28 protein-coding genes are annotated in these 26,929 nt (G+C 71.8%); 12 read left to right on the top strand and 16 right to left on the bottom strand.

Translation table 11 applies throughout. From position 1 onward, the window contains the following. Positions 1-382: 382 nt before the first annotated feature. Positions 383-994 carry a DNA-3-methyladenine glycosylase gene (locus tag ACZ4FH_RS36685; protein WP_467310445.1) on the bottom strand — a complete coding sequence of 204 codons (612 nt, stop codon included), beginning with the start codon at positions 992-994 and terminating at the stop codon, positions 383-385. Positions 995-1,066: 72 nt separating this feature from the next. Between ACZ4FH_RS36685 and ACZ4FH_RS36680 the strand changes: the two genes are divergently transcribed. From ACZ4FH_RS36680 to ACZ4FH_RS36670, 3 genes are all read left to right on the top strand, one after another. Then, positions 1,067-1,849 carry a sporulation protein gene (locus ACZ4FH_RS36680; protein WP_383651475.1) on the top strand — a complete coding sequence of 261 codons (783 nt, stop codon included), beginning with the start codon at positions 1,067-1,069 and terminating at the stop codon, positions 1,847-1,849. A gap of 42 nt (positions 1,850-1,891) precedes the next feature. Next, positions 1,892-2,431, top strand: a complete 540-nt coding sequence (locus tag ACZ4FH_RS36675; RefSeq protein ID WP_467310442.1) for a YbhB/YbcL family Raf kinase inhibitor-like protein — start codon at positions 1,892-1,894, stop codon at positions 2,429-2,431. Positions 2,432-2,578: 147 nt separating this feature from the next. Next, entirely contained in the window at positions 2,579-3,085 is a 507-nt protein-coding gene (locus tag ACZ4FH_RS36670; protein WP_383649204.1) for an HNH endonuclease, read from the top strand. Between the two features lie 60 nt (positions 3,086-3,145). Here the strand turns inward: ACZ4FH_RS36670 and ACZ4FH_RS36665 are convergent, their stop codons facing one another. From ACZ4FH_RS36665 to ACZ4FH_RS36650, 4 genes are all read right to left on the bottom strand, one after another. Continuing rightward, positions 3,146-3,913: a sulfite exporter TauE/SafE family protein gene (locus ACZ4FH_RS36665; RefSeq protein WP_467310440.1), complete on the bottom strand. Its 768-nt coding sequence runs from the start codon at positions 3,911-3,913 to the stop codon at positions 3,146-3,148. 61 nt (positions 3,914-3,974) lie between these two features. Continuing rightward, the gene (locus ACZ4FH_RS36660) at positions 3,975-4,904 is read right to left on the bottom strand and encodes an SPFH domain-containing protein (protein ID WP_467310438.1); all 930 of its coding nucleotides are present in this window, start codon (positions 4,902-4,904) and stop codon (positions 3,975-3,977) included. 74 nt (positions 4,905-4,978) lie between these two features. Then, positions 4,979-5,410 carry an NfeD family protein gene (locus ACZ4FH_RS36655; protein WP_383649214.1) on the bottom strand — a complete coding sequence of 144 codons (432 nt, stop codon included), beginning with the start codon at positions 5,408-5,410 and terminating at the stop codon, positions 4,979-4,981. Positions 5,411-5,489: 79 nt separating this feature from the next. Next, a complete protein-coding gene (locus ACZ4FH_RS36650; protein WP_383649217.1) occupies positions 5,490-6,287 on the bottom strand; it encodes an ABC transporter ATP-binding protein in 798 nt (265 codons plus the stop codon). 208 nt (positions 6,288-6,495) lie between these two features. Here ACZ4FH_RS36650 and ACZ4FH_RS36645 point away from each other — a divergent pair, with 208 nt between their 5' ends. Next, the gene (locus ACZ4FH_RS36645) at positions 6,496-7,269 is read left to right on the top strand and encodes a hypothetical protein (RefSeq protein WP_467310435.1); all 774 of its coding nucleotides are present in this window, start codon (positions 6,496-6,498) and stop codon (positions 7,267-7,269) included. A gap of 217 nt (positions 7,270-7,486) precedes the next feature. On the opposite strand, the gene ACZ4FH_RS36640 is transcribed toward ACZ4FH_RS36645, so the two are convergent. From ACZ4FH_RS36640 to ACZ4FH_RS36630, 3 genes are all read right to left on the bottom strand, one after another. Beyond that, positions 7,487-7,738, bottom strand: coding sequence for a chaplin family protein (locus tag ACZ4FH_RS36640; protein WP_467310433.1), 252 nt, complete (start codon positions 7,736-7,738; stop codon positions 7,487-7,489). Between the two features lie 148 nt (positions 7,739-7,886). Continuing rightward, positions 7,887-8,531, bottom strand: coding sequence for a response regulator (locus tag ACZ4FH_RS36635; RefSeq protein WP_383649223.1), 645 nt, complete (start codon positions 8,529-8,531; stop codon positions 7,887-7,889). Continuing rightward, positions 8,524-9,669, bottom strand: coding sequence for a GAF domain-containing sensor histidine kinase (locus tag ACZ4FH_RS36630; RefSeq protein ID WP_467310430.1), 1,146 nt, complete (start codon positions 9,667-9,669; stop codon positions 8,524-8,526). The genes ACZ4FH_RS36635 and ACZ4FH_RS36630 overlap by 8 nt, the downstream gene beginning before the upstream one ends. Positions 9,670-9,866: 197 nt before the next feature. On the opposite strand from ACZ4FH_RS36630, the gene ACZ4FH_RS36625 reads away from it, so the two are divergent. From ACZ4FH_RS36625 to ACZ4FH_RS36615, 3 genes are all read left to right on the top strand, one after another. Further along, positions 9,867-10,574: an SDR family NAD(P)-dependent oxidoreductase gene (locus tag ACZ4FH_RS36625; protein WP_467310428.1), complete on the top strand. Its 708-nt coding sequence runs from the start codon at positions 9,867-9,869 to the stop codon at positions 10,572-10,574. Then, positions 10,574-11,680, top strand: a complete 1,107-nt coding sequence (locus ACZ4FH_RS36620; protein ID WP_467310426.1) for an S-adenosylmethionine:tRNA ribosyltransferase-isomerase — start codon at positions 10,574-10,576, stop codon at positions 11,678-11,680. Before ACZ4FH_RS36625 ends, ACZ4FH_RS36620 begins: the two co-directional genes overlap by 1 nt. Positions 11,681-11,973: 293 nt before the next feature. After that, a complete protein-coding gene (locus ACZ4FH_RS36615) occupies positions 11,974-12,744 on the top strand; it encodes a transglycosylase SLT domain-containing protein (protein WP_467310424.1) in 771 nt (256 codons plus the stop codon). Positions 12,745-12,819: 75 nt separating this feature from the next. Here ACZ4FH_RS36615 and ACZ4FH_RS36610 read toward each other — a convergent pair whose 3' ends face one another. Further along, positions 12,820-15,369, bottom strand: a complete 2,550-nt coding sequence (locus ACZ4FH_RS36610) for an ABC transporter ATP-binding protein/permease (RefSeq protein WP_467310422.1) — start codon at positions 15,367-15,369, stop codon at positions 12,820-12,822. A gap of 306 nt (positions 15,370-15,675) precedes the next feature. Between ACZ4FH_RS36610 and serB the strand changes: the two genes are divergently transcribed. Next, a complete protein-coding gene (gene serB, locus ACZ4FH_RS36605; RefSeq protein WP_467310421.1) occupies positions 15,676-16,929 on the top strand; it encodes a phosphoserine phosphatase SerB in 1,254 nt (417 codons plus the stop codon). 69 nt (positions 16,930-16,998) lie between these two features. Here the strand turns inward: serB and ACZ4FH_RS36600 are convergent, their stop codons facing one another. The 4 genes from ACZ4FH_RS36600 to ACZ4FH_RS36585 all read right to left on the bottom strand — a co-directional run bounded on the left by ACZ4FH_RS36600 (position 16,999) and on the right by ACZ4FH_RS36585 (position 19,359). Beyond that, entirely contained in the window at positions 16,999-17,517 is a 519-nt protein-coding gene (locus ACZ4FH_RS36600; protein WP_383649243.1) for a SixA phosphatase family protein, read from the bottom strand. Between the two features lie 74 nt (positions 17,518-17,591). After that, complete coding sequence (locus ACZ4FH_RS36595) at positions 17,592-17,798, bottom strand: hypothetical protein (protein ID WP_467310420.1); 207 nt, start codon at positions 17,796-17,798, stop codon at positions 17,592-17,594. 140 nt (positions 17,799-17,938) lie between these two features. Next, a complete protein-coding gene (locus tag ACZ4FH_RS36590; protein WP_467310447.1) occupies positions 17,939-18,049 on the bottom strand; it encodes an SGM_5486 family transporter-associated protein in 111 nt (36 codons plus the stop codon). Positions 18,050-18,075: 26 nt separating this feature from the next. Beyond that, positions 18,076-19,359, bottom strand: coding sequence for a CynX/NimT family MFS transporter (locus tag ACZ4FH_RS36585; protein ID WP_467310419.1), 1,284 nt, complete (start codon positions 19,357-19,359; stop codon positions 18,076-18,078). A gap of 115 nt (positions 19,360-19,474) precedes the next feature. On the opposite strand from ACZ4FH_RS36585, the gene ACZ4FH_RS36580 reads away from it, so the two are divergent. Continuing rightward, the gene (locus ACZ4FH_RS36580) at positions 19,475-20,149 is read left to right on the top strand and encodes a FadR/GntR family transcriptional regulator (RefSeq protein ID WP_383649252.1); all 675 of its coding nucleotides are present in this window, start codon (positions 19,475-19,477) and stop codon (positions 20,147-20,149) included. A gap of 17 nt (positions 20,150-20,166) precedes the next feature. On the opposite strand, the gene ACZ4FH_RS36575 is transcribed toward ACZ4FH_RS36580, so the two are convergent. The 3 genes from ACZ4FH_RS36575 to fabG all read right to left on the bottom strand — a co-directional run bounded on the left by ACZ4FH_RS36575 (position 20,167) and on the right by fabG (position 22,221). Next, a complete protein-coding gene (locus ACZ4FH_RS36575; protein ID WP_467310418.1) occupies positions 20,167-20,544 on the bottom strand; it encodes a hypothetical protein in 378 nt (125 codons plus the stop codon). Between the two features lie 184 nt (positions 20,545-20,728). After that, entirely contained in the window at positions 20,729-21,496 is a 768-nt protein-coding gene (gene fabI / locus ACZ4FH_RS36570; protein ID WP_450685441.1) for an enoyl-ACP reductase FabI, read from the bottom strand. Positions 21,497-21,501: 5 nt separating this feature from the next. Continuing rightward, a complete protein-coding gene (fabG, locus tag ACZ4FH_RS36565; protein ID WP_383649263.1) occupies positions 21,502-22,221 on the bottom strand; it encodes a 3-oxoacyl-[acyl-carrier-protein] reductase in 720 nt (239 codons plus the stop codon). A gap of 228 nt (positions 22,222-22,449) precedes the next feature. Here fabG and ACZ4FH_RS36560 point away from each other — a divergent pair, with 228 nt between their 5' ends. The 3 genes from ACZ4FH_RS36560 to tyrS all read left to right on the top strand — a co-directional run bounded on the left by ACZ4FH_RS36560 (position 22,450) and on the right by tyrS (position 26,776). Continuing rightward, a complete protein-coding gene (locus tag ACZ4FH_RS36560; RefSeq protein ID WP_467310414.1) occupies positions 22,450-23,973 on the top strand; it encodes a TldD/PmbA family protein in 1,524 nt (507 codons plus the stop codon). 82 nt (positions 23,974-24,055) lie between these two features. Continuing rightward, complete coding sequence (locus tag ACZ4FH_RS36555; RefSeq protein WP_467310412.1) at positions 24,056-25,450, top strand: metallopeptidase TldD-related protein; 1,395 nt, start codon at positions 24,056-24,058, stop codon at positions 25,448-25,450. Between the two features lie 57 nt (positions 25,451-25,507). After that, positions 25,508-26,776, top strand: coding sequence for a tyrosine--tRNA ligase (tyrS, locus tag ACZ4FH_RS36550; RefSeq protein ID WP_383649271.1), 1,269 nt, complete (start codon positions 25,508-25,510; stop codon positions 26,774-26,776). The last annotated feature ends 153 nt before the right edge of the window (positions 26,777-26,929 follow it).

Here is a 26,929-nt window from a genome sequence, read left to right as displayed (position 1 = left end):
CACCCTCTCGGGCTTTCCTCCGGGCGCTTCCCTTCGGTCTTGCGTTTCCGACTCTATCAGACTCTTTCGTGTCCGATTCCCGGTCGAAGCGGGTCCAGCTTTTGCCTTTCAGGAATTCGCTTTCGCGTTTTCCCTTTCGGCGTGTCCACTACGTTAGCGGATTTCCTCGGTTACTCATAATCGAGTCCCTGGGCTGTATTTCGGCACGCCAAAATACGCACCCGCTGAGGGTGAATCGTAGGTAGTGGTTGGCCGCCTCGGGGGCCCGGTGTGCGATCCGATGGACCGAACCAAGGACGTACCCGTGTCAAGCGACTCGGACTACTTTAGGGGTCCACCAAGAGAGAGTCAAGTCGCTTCGGCGGGCAGCCGGTCCGACGGCTCAGGCCGGGGTGGACGGCCTGGCGCGCGGGCTGAGCCGGTAGGCCGAGACGGTGGGATCGCCGGCCACGAAGAACCGGTGCTGCCAGTCATGGGCCTTGCTCACCCCCACGCGCGGGCCCACCCGGATGCGTGCGGCGGGGACGGGGTCCCCGTCGGTCAGTGTCACCTCGGGGCCGGCCAGGAGATCGGCCCCGAGGTGTTCCGAGGTGATGCCGAGCGCCCGGCAGAAGTTCCCCGGCCCCCGGGCGAGACGCGGGGCGTCGATCCCCGCGCCCCTGCGCTCGCGCGCCAGCTCCTCGCCCGTGACGATCCGGCCGGCCCGGACGAGGACGGCGGAGGCGATGCCGTCCACGCCGGTGACGACGTTGGCGCACCAGTGGAGGCCGTGGGAGCGGTAGACGTACAGGTGTCCGGCCGGGCCGAACATGACGGCGTTGCGGGACGTGCGGCCCCGGTAGGCGTGCGAGGCCGGGTCGGCCGCGCCCGAGTACGCCTCCGTCTCCGTGATCGCGATGCTCACCGTCCCCTCGGGGGTGGTGCAGGTGAGCACCGTGCCGAGGAGTTCGGGGGCGACCTCTTCGGCGGGGCGGGAGAGGAGATCGACGTTCATGCCGGTCGACGTTACCGGGAACCGGGTACGGTCCTCGCGCGTATGTAGGGGTCAGGACCTAGGAGGAGAAACATGGGCTTCAAGCGGCTGCTCGCGAGCATGGGTGCCGGCGGTGCCTCGGTGGAGACGGAGCTGACCGAGGTCAACGTCGTGCCCGGCGGGATCGTCCAGGGCGAGGTGCGGATCCAGGGCGGGTCCGTGGACCAGCAGATCGAGGGACTCTCGGTCGGGCTTCAGGCCCGCGTCGAGGTCGAGGGGCAGGACCAGGAGTACAAGCAGGACATCGAGTTCACGAAGCTCAGGCTGGGCGGCGCCTTCGAGGTGCGGGCCGGTGCGGTGCACGTGGTGCCGTTCGGGCTGGAGATCCCCTGGGAGACCCCGATCACGATGTTCGCCGGGCAGCATCTGCACGGCATGAACATCGGGGTCACCACGGAGCTGGAGATCGCGCGGGCGCTCGACTCGGGCGACCTCGACCCCATCAACGTGCACCCGCTCCCGGCCCAGCAGGCCATCCTGGACGCCTTCGGGCAGCTCGGTTTCCGCTTCCGCAGCGCCGACATGGAGCGCGGGCACATCCGCGGGACGCGGCAGCGGCTGCCCTTCTACCAGGAGATCGAGTTCCACCCGCCGTCGCAGTACCGCGGGCTGAACCAGGTCGAGCTGTCGTTCGTCGCGGACGACCGCGAGATGGACGTGATCCTGGAGATGGACAAGAAGCCGGGACTGTTCAGCGAGGGCAGCGACTCGTACCGCTCGTTCAAGGTCGGACTGCACGACTTCCAGGGGACCGACTGGGCGGCGTATCTGAACCAGTGGCTGGCGCAGGTCGGCGGGCAGCGCAACTGGTTCTAGGCTCGGGAGCCGGAGCAGAACCATCAGGAGAGGTGAGCTGACGTGACCGAGCCGAAGAGGGCCCCGCTTCCGCACGACTTCCATCCCGAGGTGCCCTCGTTCACCGTGGTGAGCGAGGATCTGGCCCCGGGCGGGGTGCTGGCGGACGCGCAGGTGTTCGCAGCGGGGAACACCTCGCCGCAGCTGCGGTGGGAGGGGTTCCCGGCGGAGACGAAGAGTTTCGCCGTGACGTGCTTCGACCCGGACGCCCCGACGGGCAGCGGTTTCTGGCACTGGGTGCTCTTCGACATCCCGGTGTCGGTCACGGAGCTGCCGGCCGGTGCGGGCAGCGGAGCGTTCGAGGGGCTTCCCGAGGGCGCCGTGCAGGCCCGTAACGACTACGGGTCGAAGGAGTTCGGGGGCGCCGCTCCGCCGGCCGGCGAGAACCACCGTTACGTGTTCACCGTGTACGCGGTGGACACCGAGAAGCTCGGCCCGGACAGTGACACGTCCCCGGCGGCGGTCGGCTTCAACCTGCGCTTCCACACGCTGGGCCGGGCCCAGTTGGTCGGGGAGTACGCGGAACCCGCCGCCGGAGCCTGAATCCAGACGTTCCCCCGCCGTTTGCCCTGCCCTGGTCCTGGAGAGATCAGGGCAGGGCACTTTTTATTGCGTTGTCCATCACGGCCTGCCCGGCCAGAGTTGATCCGGGCCTGCCAGGGGGCGGGCGGCACACGGGAGGTGGGCGAGATGCGGGACACGCTGGTACTGAACGCGAGCTTCGAGCCGCTGTCGACGGTGACGCTGAACCGTGCGGTGGTGCTGATTCTGCAGGACAAGGCCGTCGTCGAGCAGTCCCACCCCGAGCTGCGCATGCGTGGTGCCGCCGTGGACATCCCGGTGCCGCGGGTGATCAGGCTCTGCCGGTACGTACGGGTGCCGTTCCGAAGACAGGCTCCGTGGTCCAGGAGGGGGGTGCTGATCCGGGACCAGCACCGGTGCGCGTACTGCGGGCGGCGGGCGAGCACCGTCGACCACGTGCTGCCGCGCGCCCAGGGGGGCCAGGACACCTGGCTGAACACGGTGGCGTCCTGTGCCGAGGACAATCACCGCAAGGCCGCGCGTACGCCGGAGGAGGCGGGGATGCCGCTGCTGCGGCAGCCCTTCGTGCCCTCGCCCGCGGACGCGATGCTGCTGGCGCTGGCGGCCGGGGACCGGTCGGAGCTGCCGGAGTGGCTGTCGCGGTCCGCGGCGTAGCCGCCGTACGTCCGCTGCTGTGGAGGAGGCCCGTCCCGTGAGGGGGCGGGCCTCGTCGTGTCAGCGCAGGACGAGCTGGACGATGGCGACCGTTCCGACCGTGACGATGAGGCCGCGCAGCAGGGCGGGGCTGAGCCGGCGGCCGATCGTGGCGCCTATCTGGCCGCCGAGTGCGGAGCCGACGGCGATGAGGACGACGGCGGTCCAGTCGAAGTCGGCGACGAAGAGGAAGAAGAGTGCGGCGATGCTGTTGACGACGGCCGCCAGGACGTTCTTCACGGCGTTGAGGCGCTGCATGGTGTCGTCCAGCAGCATGCCCATGAGGGAGAGGTAGATGATCCCCTGGGCGGCGGTGAAGTAGCCGCCGTAGACGCTGGCGAGCATCAGGCCGGTGAAGAGCAGCGGGCCGCCGTCGGGGCGGGCCTCGCCGCCGGTCCGGGCGCGGCGGCGCTGGACGGCTTTGCTGATGCGCGGTTGCAGGATGACGAGGACGAGGGCCAGGGCGACCAGGACCGGGACGATCGTCTCGAAGGCGGTGGAGGGCAGCGCGAGGAGCAGGGTGGCCCCGGTGAGGCCGCCGATGAGGGCTCCGGCGCTGAGTTTGAGGACGCGGCGGCGCTGGCCCTCCAGTTCCTTGCGGTAGCCGATGGCGCCGCTGATGGAGCCGGGGATGAGGCCGAGGGCGTTGGAGACGGTGGCGGTGACCGGCGGCAGGCCGACGGCCAGGAGCACCGGGAAGGTGATCAGCGTGCCGGATCCGACGATCGTGTTGATCGTGCCCGCGCTGATCCCCGCCGCGAATACGGCGAGCATCTCCCAGATGGTCATGGCTCATCCCCCGTGCCTGATCGGTGCTTGGTGCACCGATCATGCACGAGGGCGGCGGGCGTCAGTCGACGGGGGGTTCCTCGCGGCGCTCGGAGCCGGTGTTGAAGCCGGGGACCCCGCCGCCGATGTTGCCGAAGGCGCCGCTGAGGCCCTTGAGGGCGTCGCCGATCTCGCTCGGGACGATCCAGAGCTTGTTGGCGTCGCCCTCGGCGATCTTCGGGAGCATCTGGAGGTACTGGTACGAGAGGAGCTTCTGGTCCGGGTCGCCGGCGTGGATCGACTCGAAGACGGTGCGGATGGCCTGGGCCTCGCCCTCCGCGCGCAGGGCGGCGGCCTTGGCCTCGCCCTCGGCCCGCAGGATCGCGGACTGCTTCTCGCCCTCCGCGGTGAGGATCGCGGACTGCCGGGTTCCTTCGGCCTGGAGGATGGCGGCGCGCTTGTCACGGTCGGCGCGCATCTGCTTCTCCATCGAGTCCTGGATGGAGGTGGGCGGTTCGATCGCCTTGAGCTCGACGCGGTTGACGCGGATGCCCCATTTGCCGGTCGCCTCGTCGAGGACGCCGCGCAGGGCGGCGTTGATCTCCTCGCGGGAGGTCAGGGTCCGTTCCAGGTCCATGCCGCCGATGATGTTGCGGAGCGTGGTGACGGTGAGCTGCTCGATGGCCTGGATGTAGCTGGCGACCTCGTACGTCGCGGCCCTGGCGTCGGTCACCTGGTAGTAGATGACGGTGTCGATGTTGACGACCAGGTTGTCCTGGGTGATGACGGGCTGCGGCGGGAAGGGCACGACCTGCTCGCGCAGGTCGATCCGGTTGCGGATCGAGTCGATGAACGGGACGACGATGTTCAGGCCCGCGTTGAGCGTGCGGGTGTACCGGCCGAAACGTTCGACGATGGCGGCGCTGGCCTGGGGAATGACCTGGATCGTCTTGATCAGAGCGATGAAGACGAGCACCACCAGAATGATCAGGACGATGATGATCGGTTGCATCGTTTCCTCGTGCCCTTCGGTTGATGATCGTCACCGAGTCTGACAGAACGCGCCTTGGCGTGGGGGCAGTTCGGTCACATGACGACGGCCGTCGCCCCGTCGATGTCGACGACGTCGACCTGCTGGCCGGGCTCGAAGCTGAGTCCGGCGTCGAGTGAGCGGGCCGACCAGATCTCGCCGGCCAGCTTGATGCGGCCGCCCGCGCCGTCCACCCGTTCCAGGACGACGGCCTGACGGCCCTTCAGGGCATCGATGCCGGTGGCGTGCTGGGGCGCGCGGTCCCCGCGCTGCCGGCCGGCGATCACCCGCACCACGGCCGTCAGCGCCACCGAGACGATGACGAAGACCAGGACCTGGGCGACGATCCCGCCGCCGAGGGCCGCGACGACCGCGGCGGCGACCGCCCCCACGGCGAACATACCGAATTCGGGCATCGCGGTGAGGACGAGCGGAATGCCCAGTCCCACCGCACCGATCAGCCACCACACCCACGCGTCGATGTCCACGGGGTCATGGTAGGACCGCAGGCGCCCTCACGGACAGGGCACAACCGGGCAGGACCGGCGACAGAACCGGCAACAGGCCTCAGCCGAGCGGGAGTCCGCGTGCCGTGTAGCGGTCGCCCTGGTGCTCGACGACGAGGGGCAGGCCGAAGCAGAGGGAGAGGTTGCGGGAGGTGAGCTCGGTCTCCATGGGGCCGGCGGCGAGCACCTTGCCCTGACGGATCATCAGGACGTGGGTGAAGCCGGGGGCGATCTCCTCGACGTGGTGGGTCACCATGATCATGGAGGGGGCGTACGGGTCGCGGGCCAGCCGGCCGAGGCGGCGCACCAGGTCCTCGCGGCCGCCGAGGTCGAGGCCCGCGGCCGGTTCGTCGAGGAGGAGCAGCTCGGGGTCGGTCATCATGGCGCGGGCGATCAGGGTGCGCTTGCGCTCGCCCTCGGAGAGGGTGCCGAACTTCCGGTCGAGGTACTCGGTCATGCCGAGGCGGTCGAGGAAAGCGCGGGCGCGGTCCTCGTCGACCTGGTCGTAGTCCTCGTTCCAGGTGGCGGTCATGCCGTACGCGGCGGTGAGAACCGTCTGCAGGACGGTCTGGCGGCGGGGCAGCTTCTCGGCCATGGCGACGCCCGCGATGCCGATGCGGGGGCGGAGGTCGAAGACGTCGGTGCCGACGCCGCCGAGGCGCTCGCCGAGGACCGAGACCGTCCCCCTGGTCGGGAAGAGGTAGCTGGACGCGATGTTGAGGAGGGTGGTCTTGCCGGCGCCGTTCGGGCCGAGGATGACCCAGCGCTCCCCCTCCTTGACCGACCAGGAGACGTCGTCCACCAGAGCGCGTCCGTCGCGGACCACGGATACGTCCACCAGCTCCAGTACATCGCTCATGAGCGCGTTGTCTCCCCATGCAGTGTCGAGATCGTCGCGTGCCTGTGGGCACAGCTCCCAGGGAAAACCTACGCCACCGCGCGAGTGCGGGGGTCCCAGGGGGCTGCCGAGGGGCCCGTCCCGCGGATCGGCGGTGACCGGCGGGGCGGCCCGAGGGGTGTCGTCGGACGCCCACCGGGGACGGCGGGGCAGCCCTTAGGCTGTGCCCATGCTTTCGGAACCACGTTCAGGGCTGCTGGCCGCTTGGGGCAACGCGCTGCTGGCCGGGCTCGTGTCGCCCGACGACGCGGCGGCGGCCATCGTCGGGGAGGACGCGGTGCACCGCGTCGAGGGGCTGCCGGGCGAGGCCGGGCCGGTCGGGCTGACCCTCGCGCTGGGGCGGCTGCGGCGGCTGGGGGCGACGGGTTTCCGGGTGGCGCTGCCGGTTCCCGGGCATCCGCTGGGGCTGAGCGGCCCGGCGGAGTTCAACGCCCGTGCGCTGGAGGCCGAGGAGGCGGTCGTCACCTTCGGTGCGCCGTACGGGCTGGTGCCCGAGGTGCGGGCGGCGGGGCACACCGGGGACCAGCACGTCGAGTGCGTCTGGCACTGTCTGACGGTGCGCGAGGCGCCCCCGGCGGACGTGCCGTCGCTGGGCGAGGCGGAGCGGGAGCTGGCCGAGGCGATGCGGGAGGCGACGGCGGTGCTGTCGCGGCTCGACGTGGCGGCCTCCGGGCCGGTGGCGGAGGCGGCGCTGGACGCGTACCGCGCGCGGGCCGAGGGTGGCGAGGTGCTGGCGCCCGGGTATCCGCCGCGTGCGGCACGGGTGCTCGCGCTCGCGCAGCGGATCGGGCTGCTGGTGTCGCTGGCGTACGACGGGCACGGCGGTGCGGTGAGCTCCTCCGAGATGGCCGCGCGGGGCGAGGCGCTGCGGCCGGTGGAACGGGTGGCCCGGCGGGCGCAGGTCGCCGCGTACAACGCGTACGTGGAGGAGCGGGCGCGGTAGCGGGTCCGGCCCCTGCGCGCCCGGGACGCCCGGAGCGCGGGCCGCGGATGCTTCTCCCCCTCCCGGGGCCGGGGCGGGGGGGGCGGCCCCCGGTATCCGCTTCGCCGGATGGGCGGCGAGCGCGCGGCGCCCTGTGGGTTCCCTCCCGACGCACGATGCCGCCGGTCCGTCCTCGGAGGACGGGCCGGCGGCATCGCCGTACGGGGAGTGGCGCGGGTCAGCCGTTCAGGCCGAGGTTGCCGAAGGCCGGGTTCAGGAGGCCGATGACGTTGACCGTGTTGCCCACCACGTTCACCGGGACGTGGACCGGGACCTGGACGAGGTTGCCGCTGATCACACCCGGGGAGTGGGCCGCGACGCCGTGCGCGCCGGAGCCGCTGTGGCCGGTGGCGGACGCCGCGCCGGCTCCGGCGGCGATGAGCCCGCCGGCGATCATGGTGACGGCGGCAGCCTTCTTCAGGTTCTTCACTTCAGGTTCCTCCTCGCGTCGCCGCGGCGGTCCGCCGCGGCACGTCCTGAAGAACGCCCGCGGCCGGAAGAGGATGCGCCGTTCGGGTGACGTATACCCGTGAGGGTGAATTCCCGGATCGCGGCTGACGCCGGGGCGGAGGGCCTGTTCAGCCCGCGGCCCCGTGCCGCACGGCCCACAGGGCGGCCTGGGTGCGGTCCGCCAGGTCGAGCTTCATCAGGATGTTCGAGACGTGTGTCTTGACGGTCTTCTCGGACAGGACGAGGGCCCGCGCGATCTCCCGGTTGGACCGGCCGTCGGCGATCAGGCCGAGGACCTCGCGCTCCCGTTCGGTCAGGGTGCTCCCCCGGCCCGTCCCCGCGCCGGGCTCGTCCTGGGCGAGCAGCGCCCCGGCCACCTCGGGCTGGAGGAGGACGTGGCCCGCGTGGACCGAGCGGATGGCACCGGCCAGCGCGTCGGGGTCGACGTCCTTGTACACGTAACCGGAGGCTCCGGCGCGCAGGGCGGGAACCACCGTGCGCTGTTCGGTGAAGCTGGTGACGATGAGGACCTTCGCGGGGTTCTCCAGCTCGCGCAGGCGGCGCAGGGCCTCTATGCCGTCGGTGCCGGGCATCTTGATGTCCATCAGCACCACGTCGGGCCGCAGCTCCTCGGCCCTGGCCACGCCCTCGGCGCCGTCCGACGCCTCGCCGACGACCTCTATGTCGTCCTGGATCTCCAGGAAGGTGCGCAGGCCCCTGCGGACCACCTGGTGGTCGTCGACCAGCAGCACCTTGATGGTCCCGTCAGCCACAGGGCACCTCCATCTCGATCGTGGTGCCCTTGCCGGGCGCCGATTCAACGCTGAGTGTGCCGCCGACCCCGGCGGCGCGGTCCCGCATGGAGACCAGGCCCAGATGGCGTCCGGCCCGCCGGGTGGCCGCCGGTTCGAAGCCGCGGCCGTCGTCGGTGACGCGGAGCACGGTGCCGCCGTCGCGGCGGGCGAGGGTGACGTCGACGTGGTCCGCGCCCGAGTGGCGCAGGGCGTTGTGCAGGGCCTCCTGGGAGACACGCAGCAGGGCCTCCTCCTGGGAGGCCGGCAGCGCCCGGACCCCGGCGCTGGTGAAGGTGACCCGGGCCGTGTGGGCCCGGTCCATGACCTGGATCTGGGTGCGGAGGGTGGCGACGAGGCCGTCCTCGTCCAGCGCGGCGGGGCGCAGTTCGACGACGGCGGCGCGCAGTTCGTCGGCGGCCTCGGCCGCCAGGGCGGCGACCTGGTGCAGCTCGCCCTTGGCGCGGGCGGGGTCGCGGTCGACGAGGGCGGCGGCGGCCTGGGCGGTGAGGCGGAGCGAGAAGAGCTTCTGGCTGACCGCGTCGTGCAGTTCGTGGGCGAGCCGGGAGCGCTCCTCGGCGATCGTCAGCTCGCGGCTGCGTTCGTAGAGCCGGGCGTTGGTGAGGGCGATCGCCGCGTGCTGGGCGAGGATCGACAGCAGTTCCTCGTCCTCGGCGGTGAATCCGCAGCTGCCCTCGGGCTTCGGGCAGAGCTTGTTGGCGAGGAAGAGGGCGCCGATGACGTCGTCGCCGTCCCGGATCGGCAGTCCGAGGAAGTCGGACATGTCGGGGTGGGCGGCCGGCCAGCCCTCGAAGCGGGGGTCCTTGCGGACGTCGGCCAGGCGCTCGGGCTTCGCCTCGTGGAGCATCGCGGCGAGGATGCCGTGCTGGCGCGGGAGCGGGCCGATGGCCTTCCACTGCTCGTCGCTCACGCCGTCGACGACGAACTGGGCGAAGCCGCCGTGGTCGTCCGGGACGCCGAGCGCCGCGTACTGCGCGTTCAGCAGTTCGCGGGCCGAGGCGACGATCGTCTTGAGGACGTCGCGCATTTCGAGGTGCCTGCTCATGGCGAGCAGGGCGGCGCTCACGGCGGCGAGGCCCGAGGCGGGGCGGTGGCTCATGGGGCTCACGGTACCGGCGGCCGGACGGTCCCGTATCGGCCTGTGGACGGCCGCGGATTAGGCCGTGGGAACTAGGTCGAAGTGCCCTGCGGGCCCGCCCCCGGGCCGAGGCGTGGGCCGGGGGCCCGTTCCTACGGTGGAGGCGTCCGGACCGGTCTCCTGCCGGTCCGGGACCGACTGCCGAGGGGACGTCTGTCATGTCTGTCGCACTGATCACGGGCGGGTCGAAGGGGCTGGGCCGGGCGCTGGCCGCCGGGCTCGCGGAGCGGGGCTGGGACCTGGTGCTGGACGCAAGGTCGGAGGGTCCGCTGCGGGAGGCCGCCGGGGAACTGCGGAGCCGGTTCAGGGTCCGGGTGACCGCCGTCGCAGGTGATGTGGCCGAGGCCGGGCACCGGGCGGAGCTGGCCGCCGCCGCACGGGAGCTCGGCGGGCTCGATCTGCTGGTGAGCAATGCCAGCGCGCTGGGCGCCGAGCCGCTCGTACGGCTGGAGGAGCTGCCCGAGGAGGGGCTGCGGCGGGCGCTGGAGACGAATGTGGTGGCGGCGCTGGGGCTGGTGCGGGAGACCCTGCCGTCGCTGCGGGCCTCGGCGGCGGGCGCGGTCGTGGTGGTGAGTTCCGACGCCGCGGTGGAGCCGTACGCGACCTGGGGCGGTTACGGGGCGTCGAAGGCGGCGCTCGACCAGCTGGCGGCGGTGCTGGGGGTGGAGGAGCCGGGGCTGCGGGTGTGGTCGGTGGATCCGGGCGACCTGGGGACGGAGCTGTACGCGGCGGCGGTGCCGGAGGATCCCGCCCCGCGGCCGCGTCCGGAGAGCGTGGTGCCCGCGTTCCTGGAGCTGCTGGACCGGCGTCCGGCGAGCGGGCGCTGGACGGCCGGGGCCCTGCTGTCCGGGGCGGGTGAGCGGTGATGACGGCGCTGGACGCGCTGCGGGTGCCCGACGAGCTGCTGGCGCGGGTGCCCGCCGAGCAGCGGGGTGCGGGGCGGGACGACGTACGGCTGCTGGTCTCGCGGGGGACGGCGGTGTCGCACCACGTGTTCCGGGAGCTGCCGGAGCAGCTGCGGGCCGGTGACGTGCTGGTGGTGAACACCTCCCCGACGCTGGCCGCCGCGGTGAACGGGCGGGTCGGCGGGGAGCGGGTGGTGGTGCACTTCTCGACCCGGGGCGAGGACGGCCGCTGGGCGGTGGAGCTGCGGCGGCCGGACGGGGCGGGTACGACCGTGCCGCGTCCCGGCGGCCCGGCGGGCGCGGTGGTGCGGCTGCCGGGCGGTGCGGAGCTGGTCCTGGCGGAGCCGGTGGCCGGCGGGGGCCCGGGGGCGCGGCTGTGGTGGGCGCGGGTGCCGGAGGGGGTGCCGGAGCTGCTGCGGAGGTACGGGCGGCCGATCCGCTACGGGTACACGGAGCGGGACCAGCCGTTGTCCGCTTACCAGACGGTGTTCGCGCTGCCGTCGGCCGACGGGAGCGGGTCGGCGGAGATGCCGAGCGCGGCCCGGCCGTTCACGGCGGGGCTGGTGGCGGCGCTGGTGAGCCGGGGCGTGCAGTTCGCGCCGCTGACGCTGCACACGGGGGTGGCCTCGGCGGAGGTGCACGAGCCGCCGTACCCGGAGCGGTTCGTGGTGCCCGCGTCGACGGCGTGGCTGGTGAACGCCGCGCGGGCGGGCGGCGGGCGGGTGATCGCGGTGGGGACGACGGCGGTGCGCGCGCTGGAGTCGTCGGCGGGGCCGGACGGGGTGGTGCGGGCCGCGTCCGGGTGGACGGATCTGGTGGTGACGCCGCGGCGCGGGGTGCGGGCGGTGGACGGGCTGCTGACCGGGCTGCACGAGCCGCGCGCCTCCCATCTGCTGATGCTGGAGGCGGTCGCGGGCGGTGCGGCGCTGGGCCGGGGGTACGCGCAGGCGCTGGAGCACCGGTATCTGTGGCACGAGTTCGGGGACGTGCACCTGCTGCTGCCCGGGGAGCGGGGGTCCGGGTGCGGTCCGGTGCCCCGGGAGGGGCTCCAGAGCCTCACGCTATGAGTTGCAGGAGCAACGGATGGTGAGGCGGGGCGGGGTTCGGTGTGAGGCCGGGCATAGGGCCCAGGTCACTTACGAAGTCCCCTAGTGGGTGGAAAAGGGCGATTTGCTCGGCGTCACGCGTGGGTCATAACGGACAAACGACCCCGTGTTCCACTATCCGGCTTCGTACGTCACACCTTTGCCAGGCCATTTTGCCACCGCTAAGAATTGCTGTTGTCCCCGACGGAGATGCGCAGTCGCTCCCGTCTTCGTCCTCCGTGAGGACTCCCGCGATTCGAAGAGGTAATGCCTGTATGTCCGCGTCCCGCATTCCCGCCCGTCTCCGTAACCTGAACAAGACCCAGAAGCTCTCCGCCGCCGGCGTCTCCGCCGTCGCCGCCGCTGCACTCTCCTTGTCCCTGGTGCCCGGTAACGCCGCGGCCGAGACCGAGCCGCAGGCCCTCTCCGCGTCGCCCGTCGTCTTCGACTCGAACGCCCCGCAGGCCAGGACCATCCAGAACAGCCTGCTGGAGCAGCACGCCTCCGCCGAGCAGCTGGTCAAGGCCGTCGACGCCGCCAAGGCCGAGAAGGCCGCCGCCGCGAAGGCCGAGAAGTCGAAGATCGAGGCCGTCGCGAAGGCCGAGAAGGTCAAGAGCGAGGCGCAGACCAAGGCCAAGGTCAAGAAGGCCAAGGTCAAGAAGGCCGTCTCCGAGCGCGGCGGACACCACAAGTCCAGCCGCTCCGAGTCCCGCACCCCCGTCTACGCGAACAACCTGGACGGCTGGATCAAGGAGTCGCTCGCCATCATGAAGGAGAAGGGCATCCCCGGTACGTACGAGGGGCTGCACCGCAACATCATCCGCGAGTCCAGCGGCAACCCGAACGCCATCAACGACTGGGACATCAACGCCCAGAACGGTGTGCCCTCGATCGGTCTGCTCCAGATCATCAAGCCGACCTTCGACTACTACCACGTGTCCGGCACCCCGCACACGCAGTACGACCCGGTCGCCAACATCACCGCGTCGGCCAACTACGCCGCCGACAAGTACGGCTCGATCGACAACGTCAACAGCGCGTACTGACGGCTGTGAACACGCCGGAGGGCGGCACCCCGCGGGGTGCCGCCCTCCGGCGTCGTACGGTGGCGCGCTCCGGCGCTACTTGCGCATGACCTCGGGCTCGTGGCGGCGCAGCAGCCGGGCGACGGCCACTCCGCAGATGATCCCGAGGACCAGCAGCACGGTGATGTTGACGCCCCACTGGCCGGCCGAGTGCTCCCACAGCGGGTCCAGGTCCGTGGGGTTCTTGGCGTCCCACGGCGGCATCAGGTGGGCCAGGTCGAGCGTGGAACCGGCGCCGGCGATGGCCCAGCGCGAGGGCATCAGCCAGGCGAACTGCTCCAGGCCGGGCGAACCGTAGACCTGGAAGAGGATGCCGGTGAAGACGACCTGGACGATGGCGAACATGACCAGCAGCGGCATGGTCTTCTCGGCGGTCTTCACCAGCGAGGAGATCACCAGGCCGAACATCATCGAGGTGAAGCCGAGCGCGATGATCGTGACGCACAACTCCACGGCCGGCGGCATGATCAGCCCCTCCTCGGGCAGATCACGGGTCGCGAAGCCGATACCGCAGATGATGACGCCCTGGATGGCCGTGATCACGCCGAGCACGATGACCTTGGACATCAGATAGGCCGAGCGGGAGAGGCCGGTGGCCCGTTCCCGTTCGTAGATGACCCGTTCCTTGATCAGTTCTCGTACGGAGTTGGCGGCGGCCGAGAAGGTCATGCCGATCACCAGGATCAGCATGATCGTTCCGGCGTCCCCGTTGAACCGCGACGGCGGCTTGGGCGGTGCCAGTCCGAAGTCGGCGGGGATGACCACGCTGACCACGCCCAGCACCGCGGGCAGGATCACCATCAGCCCCATGAAGCCCTTGTCGGACGCGATCACCGACACATAGCGGCGCATCAGCGTCCACAGCTGCGCCGACCAGCCCTGCGGCTTCGGCGGGCGCATCTGCTGCGGGGGCGGCATGTGGACGGACTGCGCGGCGACGGCGTCGATGTCGGCCGCGTACAGCTGGTAGTGCTGCGAACCGCGCCAGCGGCCCGACCAGTCGTAGTCGCGGTAGTTCTCGAACGCCGAGAAGACATCGGCCCAGGTGCTGTAGCCGAAGAAGTTCAGCGCCTCGTCCGGCGGGCCGAAGTAGGCCACCGCGCCGCCCGGCGCCATCACCAGGAGCTTGTCGCAGATGGCCAGCTCGGCGACGGAGTGGGTGACGACCAGGACGGTGCGCCCGTCGTCGGCCAGTCCGCGCAGCAGCTGCATCACATCGCGGTCCATGCCCGGGTCGAGGCCGGAGGTCGGCTCGTCCAGGAAGATCAGCGACGGCTTGGTCAGCAGCTCCAGGGCGACCGAGACGCGCTTGCGCTGGCCGCCGGAGAGCGAGGTGACCTTCTTGTCCTTGTGGATGTCGAGCTTCAGCTCGGCGAGGACCTCGTGTATCCGCGCCTGGCGCTCGTGCTCCGTGGTGTCCGCGGGGAAGCGGAGCTTGGCCGCGTACTTGAGGGCGCGGGCGACGGTGAGTTCCTTGTGCAGGATGTCGTCCTGCGGGACCAGACCGATGCGCTGCCGCAGCTCGGCGAACTGCTTGTACAGGTTCCGGTTGTCGTAGAGGACGTCGCCCTGGTCGGCGGGCCGGTAGCCGGTGAGCGCCTTGAGCAGGGTGGACTTGCCGGAGCCGGACGGGCCGATGACGCCGATGAGCGACTTCTCCGGGACGCCGAAGGAGACGTCCTTGAGGATCTGCTTCCCGCCGTCCACGGTCACCGTGAGGTGGCGGGCGGCGAAGGAGACCTCACCGGTGTCGACGAACTCCTCGAGCCGGTCGCCGACCAGCCGGAAGGTCGAGTGGCCGACGCCGACGATGTCGTTCGGGCCGATCAGCGCCGAGCCGGACTTGGAGAGCGGCTGGCCGTTGACGTACGTGCCGTTGTGGGAGCCCAGGTCGCGGATCGAGAAGCGGCCGTCGGGCGTCGCGTGGAACTCGGCGTGGTGGCGCGAGACCTGGAGGTCGGAGACGACCAGCTCGTTCTCCAGCGCACGGCCGATCCGCATCACGCGGTCGAGGGCCAGCTGGTGGAACGTGGTCGGGCTCCGGTCGCCGTAGACGGGCGGGCCGCCCGCCGGACCGCCCGCGCCCATGCCCTGCTGCGGCACCCGGGGCTGCTGCTGCGGGGCCTGTTGCGGCGGGGCCTGCTGCTGCCAGCCCTGCTGGGGGGCGTGCTGCTGCGGGGCCTGCTGGTGCGGCATGCCGGGTCCCGGCTGCTGCGGCGCCGGGGCGTGCTGCTGCGGGGCGGGGGCCTGCGCCCCCGCGGCGGCCCGGCCGCTGTACACCCCGGCGGCGCTGAGGCTGAGCCGGGGACCGTCGGTGGCGTTGCCCAGGTTCACCGTGGATCCGGGGCCGATCTCCATCTGCTGGATCCGCTGCCCCTGCACGTACGTGCCGTTGGTGCTGCCGTGGTCCTCGATGGACCAGCCCCGGCCGTTCCAGCTGATCGTGGCGTGCCGCCACGACACCCTGGCGTCGTCGATCGTCATGTCGCCCTGCGGATCACGTCCGAGGGTGTACGACCTGGACGGATCGAGCGTCCAGGTCCTGCCATTCAATTCCAGTACGAGTTCCGGCACTCCGCGCCCCACTAGTTGTCCCCCGAGTTACCCCCGTTGCAGGGAGTCTAGGGATGCTGAACATCGTGGGGAACTATTCCAGGAGCAGTCCCGGATACGAAAGCCGGGCGGAAGGCGATGCCAAAGCCGGGCGGGACGGTGACCGAACCGAGACCGCGCTGTTGCGACCGCTCCGGGGCAAACCTCACGCTTCCCGGCAGCCCCCCGCACACCGGGGCGGAACGCTTCCAAGAGCATGATCACGGACATCGGACGCACTGTCCGGTCCTCGGGACGGGCCGCCGGGCGCACGGCCGGGACCGATACGGTGGGAGCACCATGAGCGCACCTCAGCCCCCGCAGCCCGCCCTGTCTCCCGAGTCCCCCGCGTCACCGGGCTCCGCCACCCCGACGCTTCTCGTGAAGATCTTCGGGAAGGACCGGCCCGGCATCACGGCCGGGCTCTTCGACACCCTCGCCGCCTACTCCGTGGACGTCGTCGACATCGAGCAGGTCGTCACGCGGGGCCGGATCGTCCTGTGCGCCCTGGTCACCGCGCCGACCGCGGGCGGGACCACGGAGGGCGATCTGCGCGCCACCGTGCACAGCTGGGCCGAGTCGCTGAAACTCCAGGCCGAGATCATCTCCGGCACGGGCGACAACCGCCCGCGCGGCGACGGCCGTTCCCATGTGACGGTGCTGGGGCACCCGCTGACCGCGGAGTCGACCGCCGCCATAGCGGCCAGCATCACGTCGACCGGCGGGAACATCGACCGTATCTTCCGGCTGGCGAAGTATCCGGTGACGGCCGTGGAGTTCGCGGTGTCCGGTACGGGGACGGAGGCGCTGCGCACCGCGCTGGCCACCCAGTCCACCAAGATCGGGGTGGACGTGGCCGTGGTCTCGGCCGGGCTGAGCCGCCGGGCGCAGCGGCTGGTGGTGATGGACGTCGACTCGACGCTCATCCAGGACGAGGTGATCGAGCTCTTCGCGGCCCACGCCGGCTGCGAGGCCCAGGTCGCGGAGGTGACCGAGCGGGCGATGCGCGGCGAGCTCGACTTCGAGCAGTCGCTGCACGCCCGGGTGGCGCTGCTGGCCGGGCTGGACGCCTCGGTGGTGGAGAAGGTCCGCGCCGATGTGCGGCTGACGCCGGGGGCCCGCACCCTGATCCGTACGCTCAAGCGGCTCGGCTACCAAGTGGGCGTCGTCTCCGGGGGGTTCACCCAGGTGACGGACGATCTCAAGGAGCGGCTGGGGCTCGACTTCGCCTCCGCCAACACGCTGGAGATCGTCGACGGGAAGCTCACCGGCCGGGTGACCGGGGAGATCGTGGACCGGGCGGGCAAGGCCCGGCTGCTGCGCCGGTTCGCCGAGGAGGCCGGGGTGCCGCTGGCGCAGACGGTGGCGATCGGCGACGGGGCGAATGATCTGGACATGCTGAACACGGCGGGGCTCGGGGTCGCCTTCAACGCCAAGCCGGTGGTGCGCGAGGCCGCGCACACGGCGGTGAACGTGCCGTTCCTGGACACCGTGCTCTATCTGCTGGGCATCACGCGCGAGGAGGTCGAGGCCGCCGACGGCCTCGTCGAGTAGTCGCGCGTACGTGCAGGGGCCCCGGTGCGCGGTGTGCGTACCGGGGCCCCTGCGTGGGCCGGGCGGGGGTCAGTCGTTCGGGGTCCAGTACTCGACGAGCGTGCCGACGCCGTGTTCCACGGACTTCCAGCCGCCGGTGAACGCGACCACGGCGAAGGCGGCGGTCGGGAAGCCGCCGCGGCTCATCCGGGCCAGGGCGTCGCCCTCGGCCGCGCCGGAGAGGGCGTCGGCGACGGCGTGCATCCCGGGATTGTGGCCGATCACGAGCAGATCGCGGACCTCGTCGGGGGTCTCGTCGAGCAGGGCGATCAGCTCGCCGGTCGAGGCCTCGTAGATCCGCTCCTCGTACACGGTCCTGGGCCGCTCCGGCATCTCGTGCACGGCGAGCTTCCAGGTCTCCCGCGTCCGGGCGGCGGTGGAGCAGAGGGCCAGGTCGAAGGCGATGCCGGTGTCGGCGAGCTTGCGGCCGGCCACCCGGGCCTCGTTGTTGCCCCGTTCCGCGAGCGGCCGCTCGTGGTCGGAGTCGTTCGACCATTCCGCCTTGGCATGCCTGAGAAGGACGATCCTGCGAGGTGTATCGACGCTCATACACCTCAGCTTCGCATGAAACGCGCGGCCCGGCGCAGGGTGTTGACGGGCTCCCGCGCCCCGGTCACCGGACGTCAGCGGCCCAGGAGCGCGACGAGGTGCCCCAGCAGCCGACCGGTCGCCGGGTCGCCGGAGGCGGCGTGCGCCTCGCCGGGTCCGACGATGAGCAGCAGGAGCGCGGCGAAGGCGAGGGAGGGCAGCACGACGGCCCACCAGGGCAGCCGGACCTCGACTCCGGCCGTGTCCGGGCGGGTGGAGCGGATGTCCGTACGGGCCTGCATGACCGCCTCCGTGGGTGCTGGTTCTCGACACCCACGAACCTACGGATCCGGCGGCGCCGGTCCCATCCGGTGACCCACCCACTTCACCCTGACCCTGGCCCCCTAGGGGATGGTGGGGCCAGCCCCACCATCGGCGGACCTCAGGGCGAGAAGACCGAGGCGACCACGCCGATGACGACCGTGATCAGCAGCATGGCCCCGAAGACGAGGAGCAGCTTCTTCTGACCGTTCTGGGGATTGGGGTCGAGCACAGGAGACATGGCCCCAGTCTCGCATCTCAGCATTCGTCCTCGATCGTCCGGTCCCGGCCTGCGAGGAAGCCCGCCGCCATCTGGGGCACCATCAGGGCCGCCATCAGCGCGATCGGCACACCCCAGCCGCCGCTGTGCTGGTAGAGGACGCCGACCAGGAGCGGGCCGGGGATGGAGATGAGGTAGCCGGTGGACTGGGCGAAGGCGGAGAGCCGGACGACGCCGGCGCCGCTGCGGGCGCGCATGCCGATCATGGTGAGGGCGAGCGGGAAGGAGCAGTTCGAGATGCCCAGGAGCACCGCCCAGGCCCAGGCCCCGCCGGCCGGCGCGAGGAAGAGCCCCGCGTAGCCGATGAGGCCGCAGGCGCCGAGGAAGAGGACGATCGGGCCCTGGTTCCGCATCCGGCCGGCGACCCGGGGGATGACGAAGGCGAGCGGGACGCCCATGGCCATGGTGACGGCGAGCAGCACGCCCGCGGTGCCGGCCGAGACCCCGGCGTCGCGGAAGATCTGCGGCATCCAGCCCATGGTGATGTAGGCGGCGGTGGCCTGGAGGCCGAAGAAGCAGGCGAGGCCCCAGGCGGTGCGGCTGCGGGTGATCCGCATCTCGGGGGCGGAGGTCTGGGCGGAGGCGGGCTGTCCGGCGGTGGCGCCGCCCCGCACCAGCGGGAGCCAGGGCAGGATCGCGGCGGCGGCGAGGACCGCCCAGATGCCGAGGCCGGCCCGCCAGCCGCCGCCGAGCGCGTCGGTCAGCGGCACGGTGACGGCGGCGGCCAGCGAGGTGCCCAGCGCCAGGGCCATGGAGTAGAGGCCGGTCATGGAGCCGACGCGGTCGGGGAACCAGCGCTTGACGATCACCGGCATCAGGACGTTGCTGACGGCGATGCCCATGAGGGCCAGGGCGCTCGCCGCGAGGAAGCCGGCGGTGCCGCCGACGAGCGGCCGGATGACCAGGCCCGCGGTGATGGCGACCATGCCCGCGCAGACGACCGCGCCAGGTCCGAAGCGGCGGGCCAGGCGCGGCGCCATGACGCCGAAGACCGCGAAGCAGAGCGGGGGCACCGAGGTGAGGACCCCGGCGACGCTGCCGCTCATGTGCAGTCCGTCGCGCACCTCCTCCAGGAGGGCGCCGAGGCTGGTGATGGCCGGGCGGAGGTTGAGCGCGGTGAGGACGAGCCCCACGGCGACCAGCCGCAGGATCCACGGGGAGGGGGCCCCGGACCGGGCGGGGCCCTCGGTGCGGGGGGCCGCCGGGGCGGCGGGGTTCAGGGTGCCGGCGGGGGTACCGGCCGGGGTCTCGTCGTCAGGCATGGGGCCATCATAGAATCATGGGATGATTGGTTGTCCAATCCTCTGAGAAGATGCGGACACCTCCGCGAGACGACGGCCCGCCCGCCGTCCGCCGCCCACCCGAGCAAGGAGCACCATGACGCTGACGACCCCGCGGCGTTCGGCACTCGCCGATCAGGTGATTGCCCAGCTGAGGAACCAGATCACGTCCGGCGAGTGGCCCGTGGGATCGCGCATCCCCACCGAGCCCGAGCTGGTCGAGCAGCTGGGGGTGGCGCGCAACACGGTGCGCGAGGCGGTGCGCGCGCTGGCGCACAACGGGCTGCTCGACATCCGCCAGGGCTCGGGCACCTATGTCGTGGCCACCAGTGAGCTGGCCGGGGTGATGCACCGCAGGTTCGCCTCGGCCGATCCGCGCCATGTGGCGGAGCTGCGCTCGACCCTGGAGTCGTCCGCGGCGCGGCTGGCGGCGGTCCGGCGCACCGACCGGGACCTGAAGCAGCTGGACACACTGATGCGGCGGCGCGAGGAGACCTGGGCGGCCGGGGACGTGGAGGCGTTCGTGGCGGCGGACGCGACGCTGCACCTGGCGGTGGTGGCGGCCTCCCACAACGACGTGCTGACCGGCCTCTACGCCGACCTGGGCGATCTGCTGCGGGACTATCTGCGGGGCGACGTCGGCGCCGAGCTGCGGCCGGAGAACCACATGGACCACGGCCGGCTGGTCGAGGCGATCCGGGCGGGCGACGCGGAGACGGCGGCGACGGAGGCCGCGAGCCATGCGCTGACCTGCCTGGCCGACCCGGTCTGAGGCGGGGGCCGGGAGGCTCAGGTCCGGGCCGTGGCGTGGGTGACCCACGCCGAGGCGACGTCCTTCCAGCAGCGGTCGTCCAGGCGCACGGTCCGGCCCGGCGGCACGTCGACGGCCCGGCCGTCGGCGTCGATGTCCCACCACTGGGCGCACTCGGTGTGCAGCTGGACGCGGTCGGTGGAGGGGTACGGGTTGTGGCAGTAGGCGACGACCCGGGAGCCCTTCACCGACGTACGGCATTCGGCGCCCGAGGGTTCGGGGCTGGGGGCCGGGGGCGCGGCGGCACCGGTGGCGCCGACATGCCCGGCGGCGTACAGCCCGGCCGGGACGAGGAGTCCGACGACGACGGCGCCGGACGCCAGCAGGGCCCTGGTTCGGTGAGGTGTACGTCGCACGGCGATCTCCTCCCCTCGCCTGACCAGAAGTCCGGTTCCTCCACATTCTGCGGTGGATCGTCCGGCTTTTCGACCTGAGCGGCGGGAGCCCGTGCGGGACAAGGGAAGGGGCCTCGAAGACCCGGCACACGGCCGCGCACCGCCTCCGGGGAGACGGTGCGCGGCCGGTGCGTACGGGGCGGGGTCAGGCGCCCATCATGTGCACGCCGCTGTCGACGTGGATGATCTCGCCCGTGGTGCGCGGGAAGAAGTCCGAGAGCAGCGCGACGATGCCGCGGCCGGCCGGCTCGGGGTCGGTCATGTCCCAGGCCAGCGGGGCGCGGGTGTTCCACACGTCGGCGAGCCCGTCGAAGCCCGGGATGGACTTGGCGGCCATGGAGCCCAGCGGTCCGGCCGAGATCAGGTTGCAGCGGATGCCGTCCGGGCCCAGGTCGCGGGCGAGGTAGCGGGAGGTGGCCTCCAGCGCGGCCTTGGCCGGGCCCATCCAGTCGTACTGCGGCCAGGCGAACTGCGCGTCGAAGGTCAGACCGACGATCGAGCCGCCCTCGCTCATCAGCGGCTTGCAGGCCATGGCGAGGGACTTCAGCGAGAACGCCGAGACGTGCATCGCGGTGGAGACCGACTCGAAGGGGGTGTTGAGGAAGTTGCCGCCGAGCGCGTCCTGCGGCGCGAAGCCGATGGAGTGGACGACGCCGTCGAGGGAGCCCAGCTCGTCGCGGACCAGACCGGCCAGCCGGTCCAGGTGCTCGTCGTTGGTCACGTCCAGCTCGATGACCTTGGCGGGCTTGGGCAGCTTCTTGGCGATGCGCTCGGTGAGCGTGGGCCGCGGGAACGCGGTCAGGATGACCTCGGCACCCTGCTCCTGGGCCACCTTGGCGGCGTGGAACGCGATGGACGACTCCATCAGCACCCCGGTGATGAGGATGCGCTTGCCGTCGAGAATTCCGCTCATGGTGATCAGTGACCCATGCCCAATCCGCCGTCAACGGGGATGACGGCTCCAGTGATGTACGAAGCGTCGTCGGAGGCCAGGAAGCGCACCGCGGCGGCGATCTCCTCGGGCTGCGCGTAGCGCGCGAGCGGGACCTGGGCGACGATGCCCTTGCGCTGCTCCTCGGTGAGGACCTGCGTCATGTCGGTGTCGACGAAGCCGGGCGCGACGACGTTGAACGTGATGTTCCGCGAGCCCAGCTCGCGCGCCAGGGACCTAGCGAAACCGACCAGACCGGCCTTGGACGCGGCGTAGTTGGCCTGTCCGGCCGAGCCGAGGAGGCCGACGACCGAGGAGATGAGGACGACCCGCCCCTTCTTGGCCCGCAGCATGCCGCGGTTGGCGCGCTTGACGACGCGGAAGGTGCCGGTGAGGTTGGTGTCGAGGACCGAGGTGAAGTCGTCCTCGGACATCCGCATCAGCAACTGGTCTTTGGTGATACCGGCGTTGGCCACCAGCACCTCCACATTGCCGTGCTTCTCCTCGATCTCCTTGTAGGCCTGCTCCACCTGCTCGGGGTCGGTGATGTCGCATCGGACCGCGAGAACCCCGGCCTCGGTGAGCTCGGCGGGCGGCTCGCCGGAACGGTAGGTGACCGCGACCTTGTCGCCGTTGTCGGCGAAAGCGCGGGCGATGGCGAGGCCGATGCCCCGGTTTCCTCCGGTGACGAGAACCGAGCGGCTCAACGGATCACCCTTTCCCTAGCGGTCTGGTACGTCGAAAACCTATCGGTACCGTCCGCCCCGCGAGCAATCGGCCCCTGACAGGGCCTCCCCCCGGGCACTGTGGGGTTCCTACAGTCGGACCGCCCGGCCCGTCCGGTGCCCGGGGAATTCGGCCGCGGGGCCGCCGCGGCCGTGCTTCACTGCCTCGTAACCGATCCATGGGTATGTGACACAGAGGAGTGGCCGCCCGTGCCCCATGAGGTAGATCCGTCGTTCCTGAACCTTCCGCTACGGGCCCTCGCGGACGCCGCGCTGGCCCGTGCCCGCGCGCTCGGGGCCACCCACGCCGACTTCCGGCTGGAGCGGGTGCGCAGTGCCACCTGGCGGCTGCGGGACGCGCGCCCGGCCGGGTCCTCGGACACCACCGACCTCGGATACGCGGTGCGGGTCGTGCACGGCGGGGCCTGGGGTTTCGCCTCCGGGGTCGATCTGACGATGGACGCCGCGGCCAAGGTGGCCTCGCAGGCCGTCGCCCTGGCGAAGCTGTCGGCGAAGGTGACCGCGGCGGCGGGCTCCGGCGAGGTGGTGGAGCTGGCGGACGAGCCGGTCCACGGCGAGCGGACCTGGGTCTCCTCGTACGAGACCGACCCCTTCTCCGTCCCCGCCGAGGAGAAGGCGGGGCTCCTCGCCGAGTGGAGCGGCCGGCTCCTCGCGGCGGACGGCGTCGCGCACGTGGACGCCTCCCTGATGACCGTCCACGAGAACAAGTTCTACGCGGACACGGCGGGCACCGTCACCACGCAGCAGCGGGTCCGGATCCATCCGCAGTTCACCGCGGTCGCGGTGGACGCGACGACCGGCGAGTTCGACTCGATGCGCACCATCGCCCCGCCGGCCGGGCGCGGCTGGGAGTACCTGACCGGGACCGGCTGGGACTGGGACGCGGAGCTGGAGTCCGTCCCGGGCCTGCTCGCCGAGAAGATGCGGGCCCCGAGCGTCGAGGCCGGGCGCTACGACCTGGTCGTCGACCCGTCGAACCTCTGGCTGACCATCCACGAGTCGATCGGCCACGCCACCGAGCTGGACCGGGCGCTCGGCTACGAGGCGGCGTACGCCGGGACCTCCTTCGCCACCTTCGACCAGCTGGGCAAGCTGGCCTACGGCTCGCCCGTGATGAACGTGACCGGCGACCGCACGGTGGAGCACGGGCTCGCGACGATCGGCTACGACGACGAGGGCGTCGAGGCGCAGTCCTGGGACCTGGTGAAGGACGGCACGCTGGTCGGCTACCAGCTGGACCGCCGGATGGCCCGGCTCACCGGCCTCGGCCGCTCCAACGGCTGCGCCTTCGCGGACTCGCCCGGCCGTGTGCCCGTCCAGCGCATGGCCAATGTGTCGCTGCGGCCGGATCCCGGCGGGCTCTCCACGGAGGATCTGATCGGCGGGGTGGAGCGCGGGATCTATGTCGTCGGGGACCGGTCGTGGTCCATCGACATGCAGCGGTACAACTTCCAGTTCACCGGGCAGCGCTTCTTCCGCATCGAGAACGGCCGGCTGGCCGGTCAGCTGCGCGATGTCGCCTACCAGGCGACCACCACGGACTTCTGGGGCTCGATGGAGAAGGTGGGCGGCCCCCAGACCTACGTCCTGGGCGGCGCCTTCAACTGCGGCAAGGCCCAGCCCGGCCAGGTCGCGGCCGTCTCCCACGGCTGCCCCTCCGCCCTCTTCCGGGGCGTGAACATTCTGAACACGACGCAGGAGGCCGGGCGATGAGCGTCAGCCACGGAACCGGCCGGGGGTCCGGGGGGCGTCCCCCGGGCAGGCACAGTCTGAACACGACGCAGGAGGCCGGGCGATGAGCCGCGTGAGCAAGCCGCACGAGATCGTCGAGCGCGCGCTCGGCCTGTCCACCGCCGACGGCTGTGTGGTCATCGCCGACGAGGAGTCGTCGGCCAATCTGCGCTGGGCCGGGAACGCGCTCACCACGAACGGGGTGACGCGGGGCCGGACCGTGACCGTGATCGCCACGGTCGACGGGGGTGAGGGGGCCGCCTCCGGCGTGGTGTCGCGGGCCGCGGTCACCGCCGACGACCTGGAGCCGCTGGTGCGGGCCGCCGAGGCCGCCGCGCGGGCGGCCGGTCCGGCGGAGGACGCCCAGCCGCTGGTCACCGGGGTGCCGCAGTCGCCCGACTTCACCGACGCGCCCGCCGAGACGGACTCGGACGTCTTCGCGGCGTTCGCCCCGGCCCTCGGCGAGGCCTTCGCGCGGGCCCGGTCCGGCGGCCGTGAGCTGTACGGCTTCGCGAACCACGAGATGACGTCCAGCTACCTGGGCACGTCCACGGGGCTGCGGCTGCGCCACGACCAGCCGAACGGGACGCTGGAGGTGAACGCCAAGTCGCCGGACCGCACGCGCTCGGCCTGGGCGGGGCACTCGACCCGGGACTTCAAGGACGTCGACCCGGTGGAGACGGACACCGCGCTCGCCCGGCGGCTGGCCTGGGCGGAGCGTCGCATCGAGCTGCCCGCCGGGCGCTACGAGACGCTGCTGCCGCCGACGGCCGTGGCGGACCTGCTGGTCTACCAGCTCTGGTCGGCGACCGCGCGGGACGCCGCGGAGGGCCGGACGGTGTTCTCCAAGCCCGGTGGCGGCACCCGGCTGGGCGAGACCCTGTCGCCGCTCCCCCTGACCCTGTACAGCGATCCGCACGCGCCGGGCCTGGAGTCCGCCCCGTTCGTCCTGGCGCACAGCTCCGGGGACGGCGCCTCCGTCTTCGACAACGGGCTGCCGCTCGGCCGGACCGACTGGATCGGCGGCGGCCGGCTGGAGCGGCTGACGACGACCCGGCACACGGCGGGCCTGACCGGGCTGCCGGTCGCCCCGGCCGTCGACAATCTGCTGCTGGAGGGCGGCGGCGACCGCTCGCTGGAGGAGATGGTCGCGGCGACGACCGGCCGGGCCCTGCTGCTGACCAGCCTCTGGTACATCCGGGAGGTCGATCCGGCGACGCTGCTGCTGACCGGGCTGACCCGCGACGGGGTGTACCTGGTGGAGGACGGCGAGGTCGTCGGCGAGGTGAACAACTTCCGGTTCAACGAGTCGCCGGTGGATCTGCTGTCGCGGGCCACCGAGGCCGGGCGCACCGAGCGGACGCTGCCGCGCGAGTGGGGCGACTGGTTCACCCGGGCGGCGATGCCGGCGATGCGCGTCCCGGACTTCAACATGAGCTCGGTCAGTCCGGGGGTCTGACCGGCCTAGACTGACTGACACATATAACTTGACCGGTCTCTTAAGGAGCATGGAACCGTGACGGACATCGTCGACGAGCTGAAGTGGCGCGGGCTGTTCGCCCAGTCCACCGACGAGGACGCATTGCGCAAGGCGCTCGCGGACGGTCCCGTCACCTTCTATTGCGGTTACGACCCGACGGCGGCCAGTCTCCACGTGGGCCATCTGGTGCAGGTGCTCACCATGCGCCGGCTCCAGCGTGCGGGGCTGAAGCCGCTCGCCCTGGTGGGCGGGGCCACCGGCCAGATCGGTGACCCCCGTCCCACCGCCGAGCGCACGCTGAACGACCCGGAGACGATCGCCGCCTGGGTGGCGCGGCTGCGCTCCCAGATCGAGCCGTTCCTGTCCTTCGAGGGCGAGAACGCGGCGGTCATGGTGAACAACCTGGACTGGACCGCGGGCCTGTCCGCGATCGAGTTCCTCCGGGACATCGGCAAGCACTTCCGGGTCAACAAGATGCTGACCAAGGAGTCCATCGCCCGGCGGCTGGAGTCCGACGAGGGCATCAGCTACACCGAGTTCAGCTACCAGCTGCTCCAGAGCATGGACTTCCTGGAGCTGTACCGGCGCCACGGCTGCACCCTCCAGCAGGGCGGCAGCGACCAGTGGGGCAACCTCACCGCGGGTCTCGACCTGATCCACCGGCTGGAGCCGGGCGCCGAGGTGCACGCGCTGGCGACGCCGCTGATGACGAAGGCGGACGGCACCAAGTTCGGCAAGTCGGAGAGCGGCGCCGTCTGGCTCGACCCGGAGATGACGACGCCGTACGCCTTCTACCAGTTCTGGCTGAACGTGGACGACCGCGACGTCTCGCGCTACATGCGCATCCTCAGTTTCCGCAGCCCGGCGGAGCTGGAGGAGATGGAGAAGGTCACCGAGGAGCGTCCGCAGGCCCGGACCGCGCAGCGCGCGCTGGCCGAGGAGCTGACGACGCTGGTGCACGGCGCGGACCAGTGCGCCGCCGTCGTCGCCGCGTCGAAGGCGCTGTTCGGCCAGGGCGAGCTGGCGGAGCTGGACGAGGCGACGCTGAGCGCCGCGCTGTCCGAGGTTCCGCACGCCCGGGTCACGGAGCTGGGCCCGCTGGTCGACCTGCTGGTGGAGGTCGGTCTGGCCCCGAGCAAGTCGGGGGCCCGCCGCACGGTCAAGGAGGGCGGTGCCTACGTGAACAACGTGAAGGCCGTCGACGGCGAGGCGGCGCCCTCCCGCGAGGAGCTGCTGCACGGGCGCTGGCTGGTGCTGCGCCGGGGCAAGAAGAACCTCGCGGCGGTCGAGGTCACGGCCGGCTGAGCCGTACCGGACCGCGGCCGGGCACGGACGACAGCGGCGGGGGGGGGGGGGGGGGGGGGGGGGGGGGGGGCGCGGGGGGGGCGGCCCCCCCCCCCCCCCCCCCCCCCCCCCCCCCCCCCCCCCCCCGGGGGGGCCGCCCCCCCCCCCGGGGGC

It is taken from the genome of Streptomyces sp. NPDC024555 (assembly GCF_055559335.1).
The sequence above is the reverse complement of the archived record's forward strand: the minus strand, read 5'-3'. Positions and strand labels throughout refer to the sequence as shown.

Excerpts from the sequence above, each read along its gene's own strand:
- ACZ4FH_RS36685 (WP_467310445.1), bottom strand. The coding sequence starts at position 994 with ATGAACGTCGATCTCCTCTCCCGCCCCGCCGAAGAGGTCGCCCCCGAA.
- ACZ4FH_RS36680 (WP_383651475.1), top strand. The coding sequence starts at position 1,067 with ATGGGCTTCAAGCGGCTGCTCGCGAGCATGGGTGCCGGCGGTGCCTCG.
- ACZ4FH_RS36670 (WP_383649204.1), top strand. The coding sequence starts at position 2,579 with ATGCGGGACACGCTGGTACTGAACGCGAGCTTCGAGCCGCTGTCGACG.
- ACZ4FH_RS36665 (WP_467310440.1), bottom strand. The coding sequence starts at position 3,913 with ATGACCATCTGGGAGATGCTCGCCGTATTCGCGGCGGGGATCAGCGCG.
- ACZ4FH_RS36660 (WP_467310438.1), bottom strand. The coding sequence starts at position 4,904 with ATGCAACCGATCATCATCGTCCTGATCATTCTGGTGGTGCTCGTCTTC.
- ACZ4FH_RS36650 (WP_383649217.1), bottom strand. The coding sequence starts at position 6,287 with ATGAGCGATGTACTGGAGCTGGTGGACGTATCCGTGGTCCGCGACGGA.
- ACZ4FH_RS36645 (WP_467310435.1), top strand. The coding sequence starts at position 6,496 with ATGCTTTCGGAACCACGTTCAGGGCTGCTGGCCGCTTGGGGCAACGCG.
- ACZ4FH_RS36630 (WP_467310430.1), bottom strand. The coding sequence starts at position 9,669 with ATGAGCCACCGCCCCGCCTCGGGCCTCGCCGCCGTGAGCGCCGCCCTG.
- ACZ4FH_RS36625 (WP_467310428.1), top strand. The coding sequence starts at position 9,867 with ATGTCTGTCGCACTGATCACGGGCGGGTCGAAGGGGCTGGGCCGGGCG.
- ACZ4FH_RS36620 (WP_467310426.1), top strand. The coding sequence starts at position 10,574 with ATGACGGCGCTGGACGCGCTGCGGGTGCCCGACGAGCTGCTGGCGCGG.
- ACZ4FH_RS36615 (WP_467310424.1), top strand. The coding sequence starts at position 11,974 with ATGTCCGCGTCCCGCATTCCCGCCCGTCTCCGTAACCTGAACAAGACC.
- serB (WP_467310421.1), top strand. The coding sequence starts at position 15,676 with ATGAGCGCACCTCAGCCCCCGCAGCCCGCCCTGTCTCCCGAGTCCCCC.
- ACZ4FH_RS36600 (WP_383649243.1), bottom strand. The coding sequence starts at position 17,517 with ATGAGCGTCGATACACCTCGCAGGATCGTCCTTCTCAGGCATGCCAAG.
- ACZ4FH_RS36595 (WP_467310420.1), bottom strand. The coding sequence starts at position 17,798 with ATGCAGGCCCGTACGGACATCCGCTCCACCCGCCCGGACACGGCCGGA.
- ACZ4FH_RS36585 (WP_467310419.1), bottom strand. The coding sequence starts at position 19,359 with ATGCCTGACGACGAGACCCCGGCCGGTACCCCCGCCGGCACCCTGAAC.
- ACZ4FH_RS36580 (WP_383649252.1), top strand. The coding sequence starts at position 19,475 with ATGACGCTGACGACCCCGCGGCGTTCGGCACTCGCCGATCAGGTGATT.
- fabI (WP_450685441.1), bottom strand. The coding sequence starts at position 21,496 with ATGAGCGGAATTCTCGACGGCAAGCGCATCCTCATCACCGGGGTGCTG.
- ACZ4FH_RS36555 (WP_467310412.1), top strand. The coding sequence starts at position 24,056 with ATGAGCCGCGTGAGCAAGCCGCACGAGATCGTCGAGCGCGCGCTCGGC.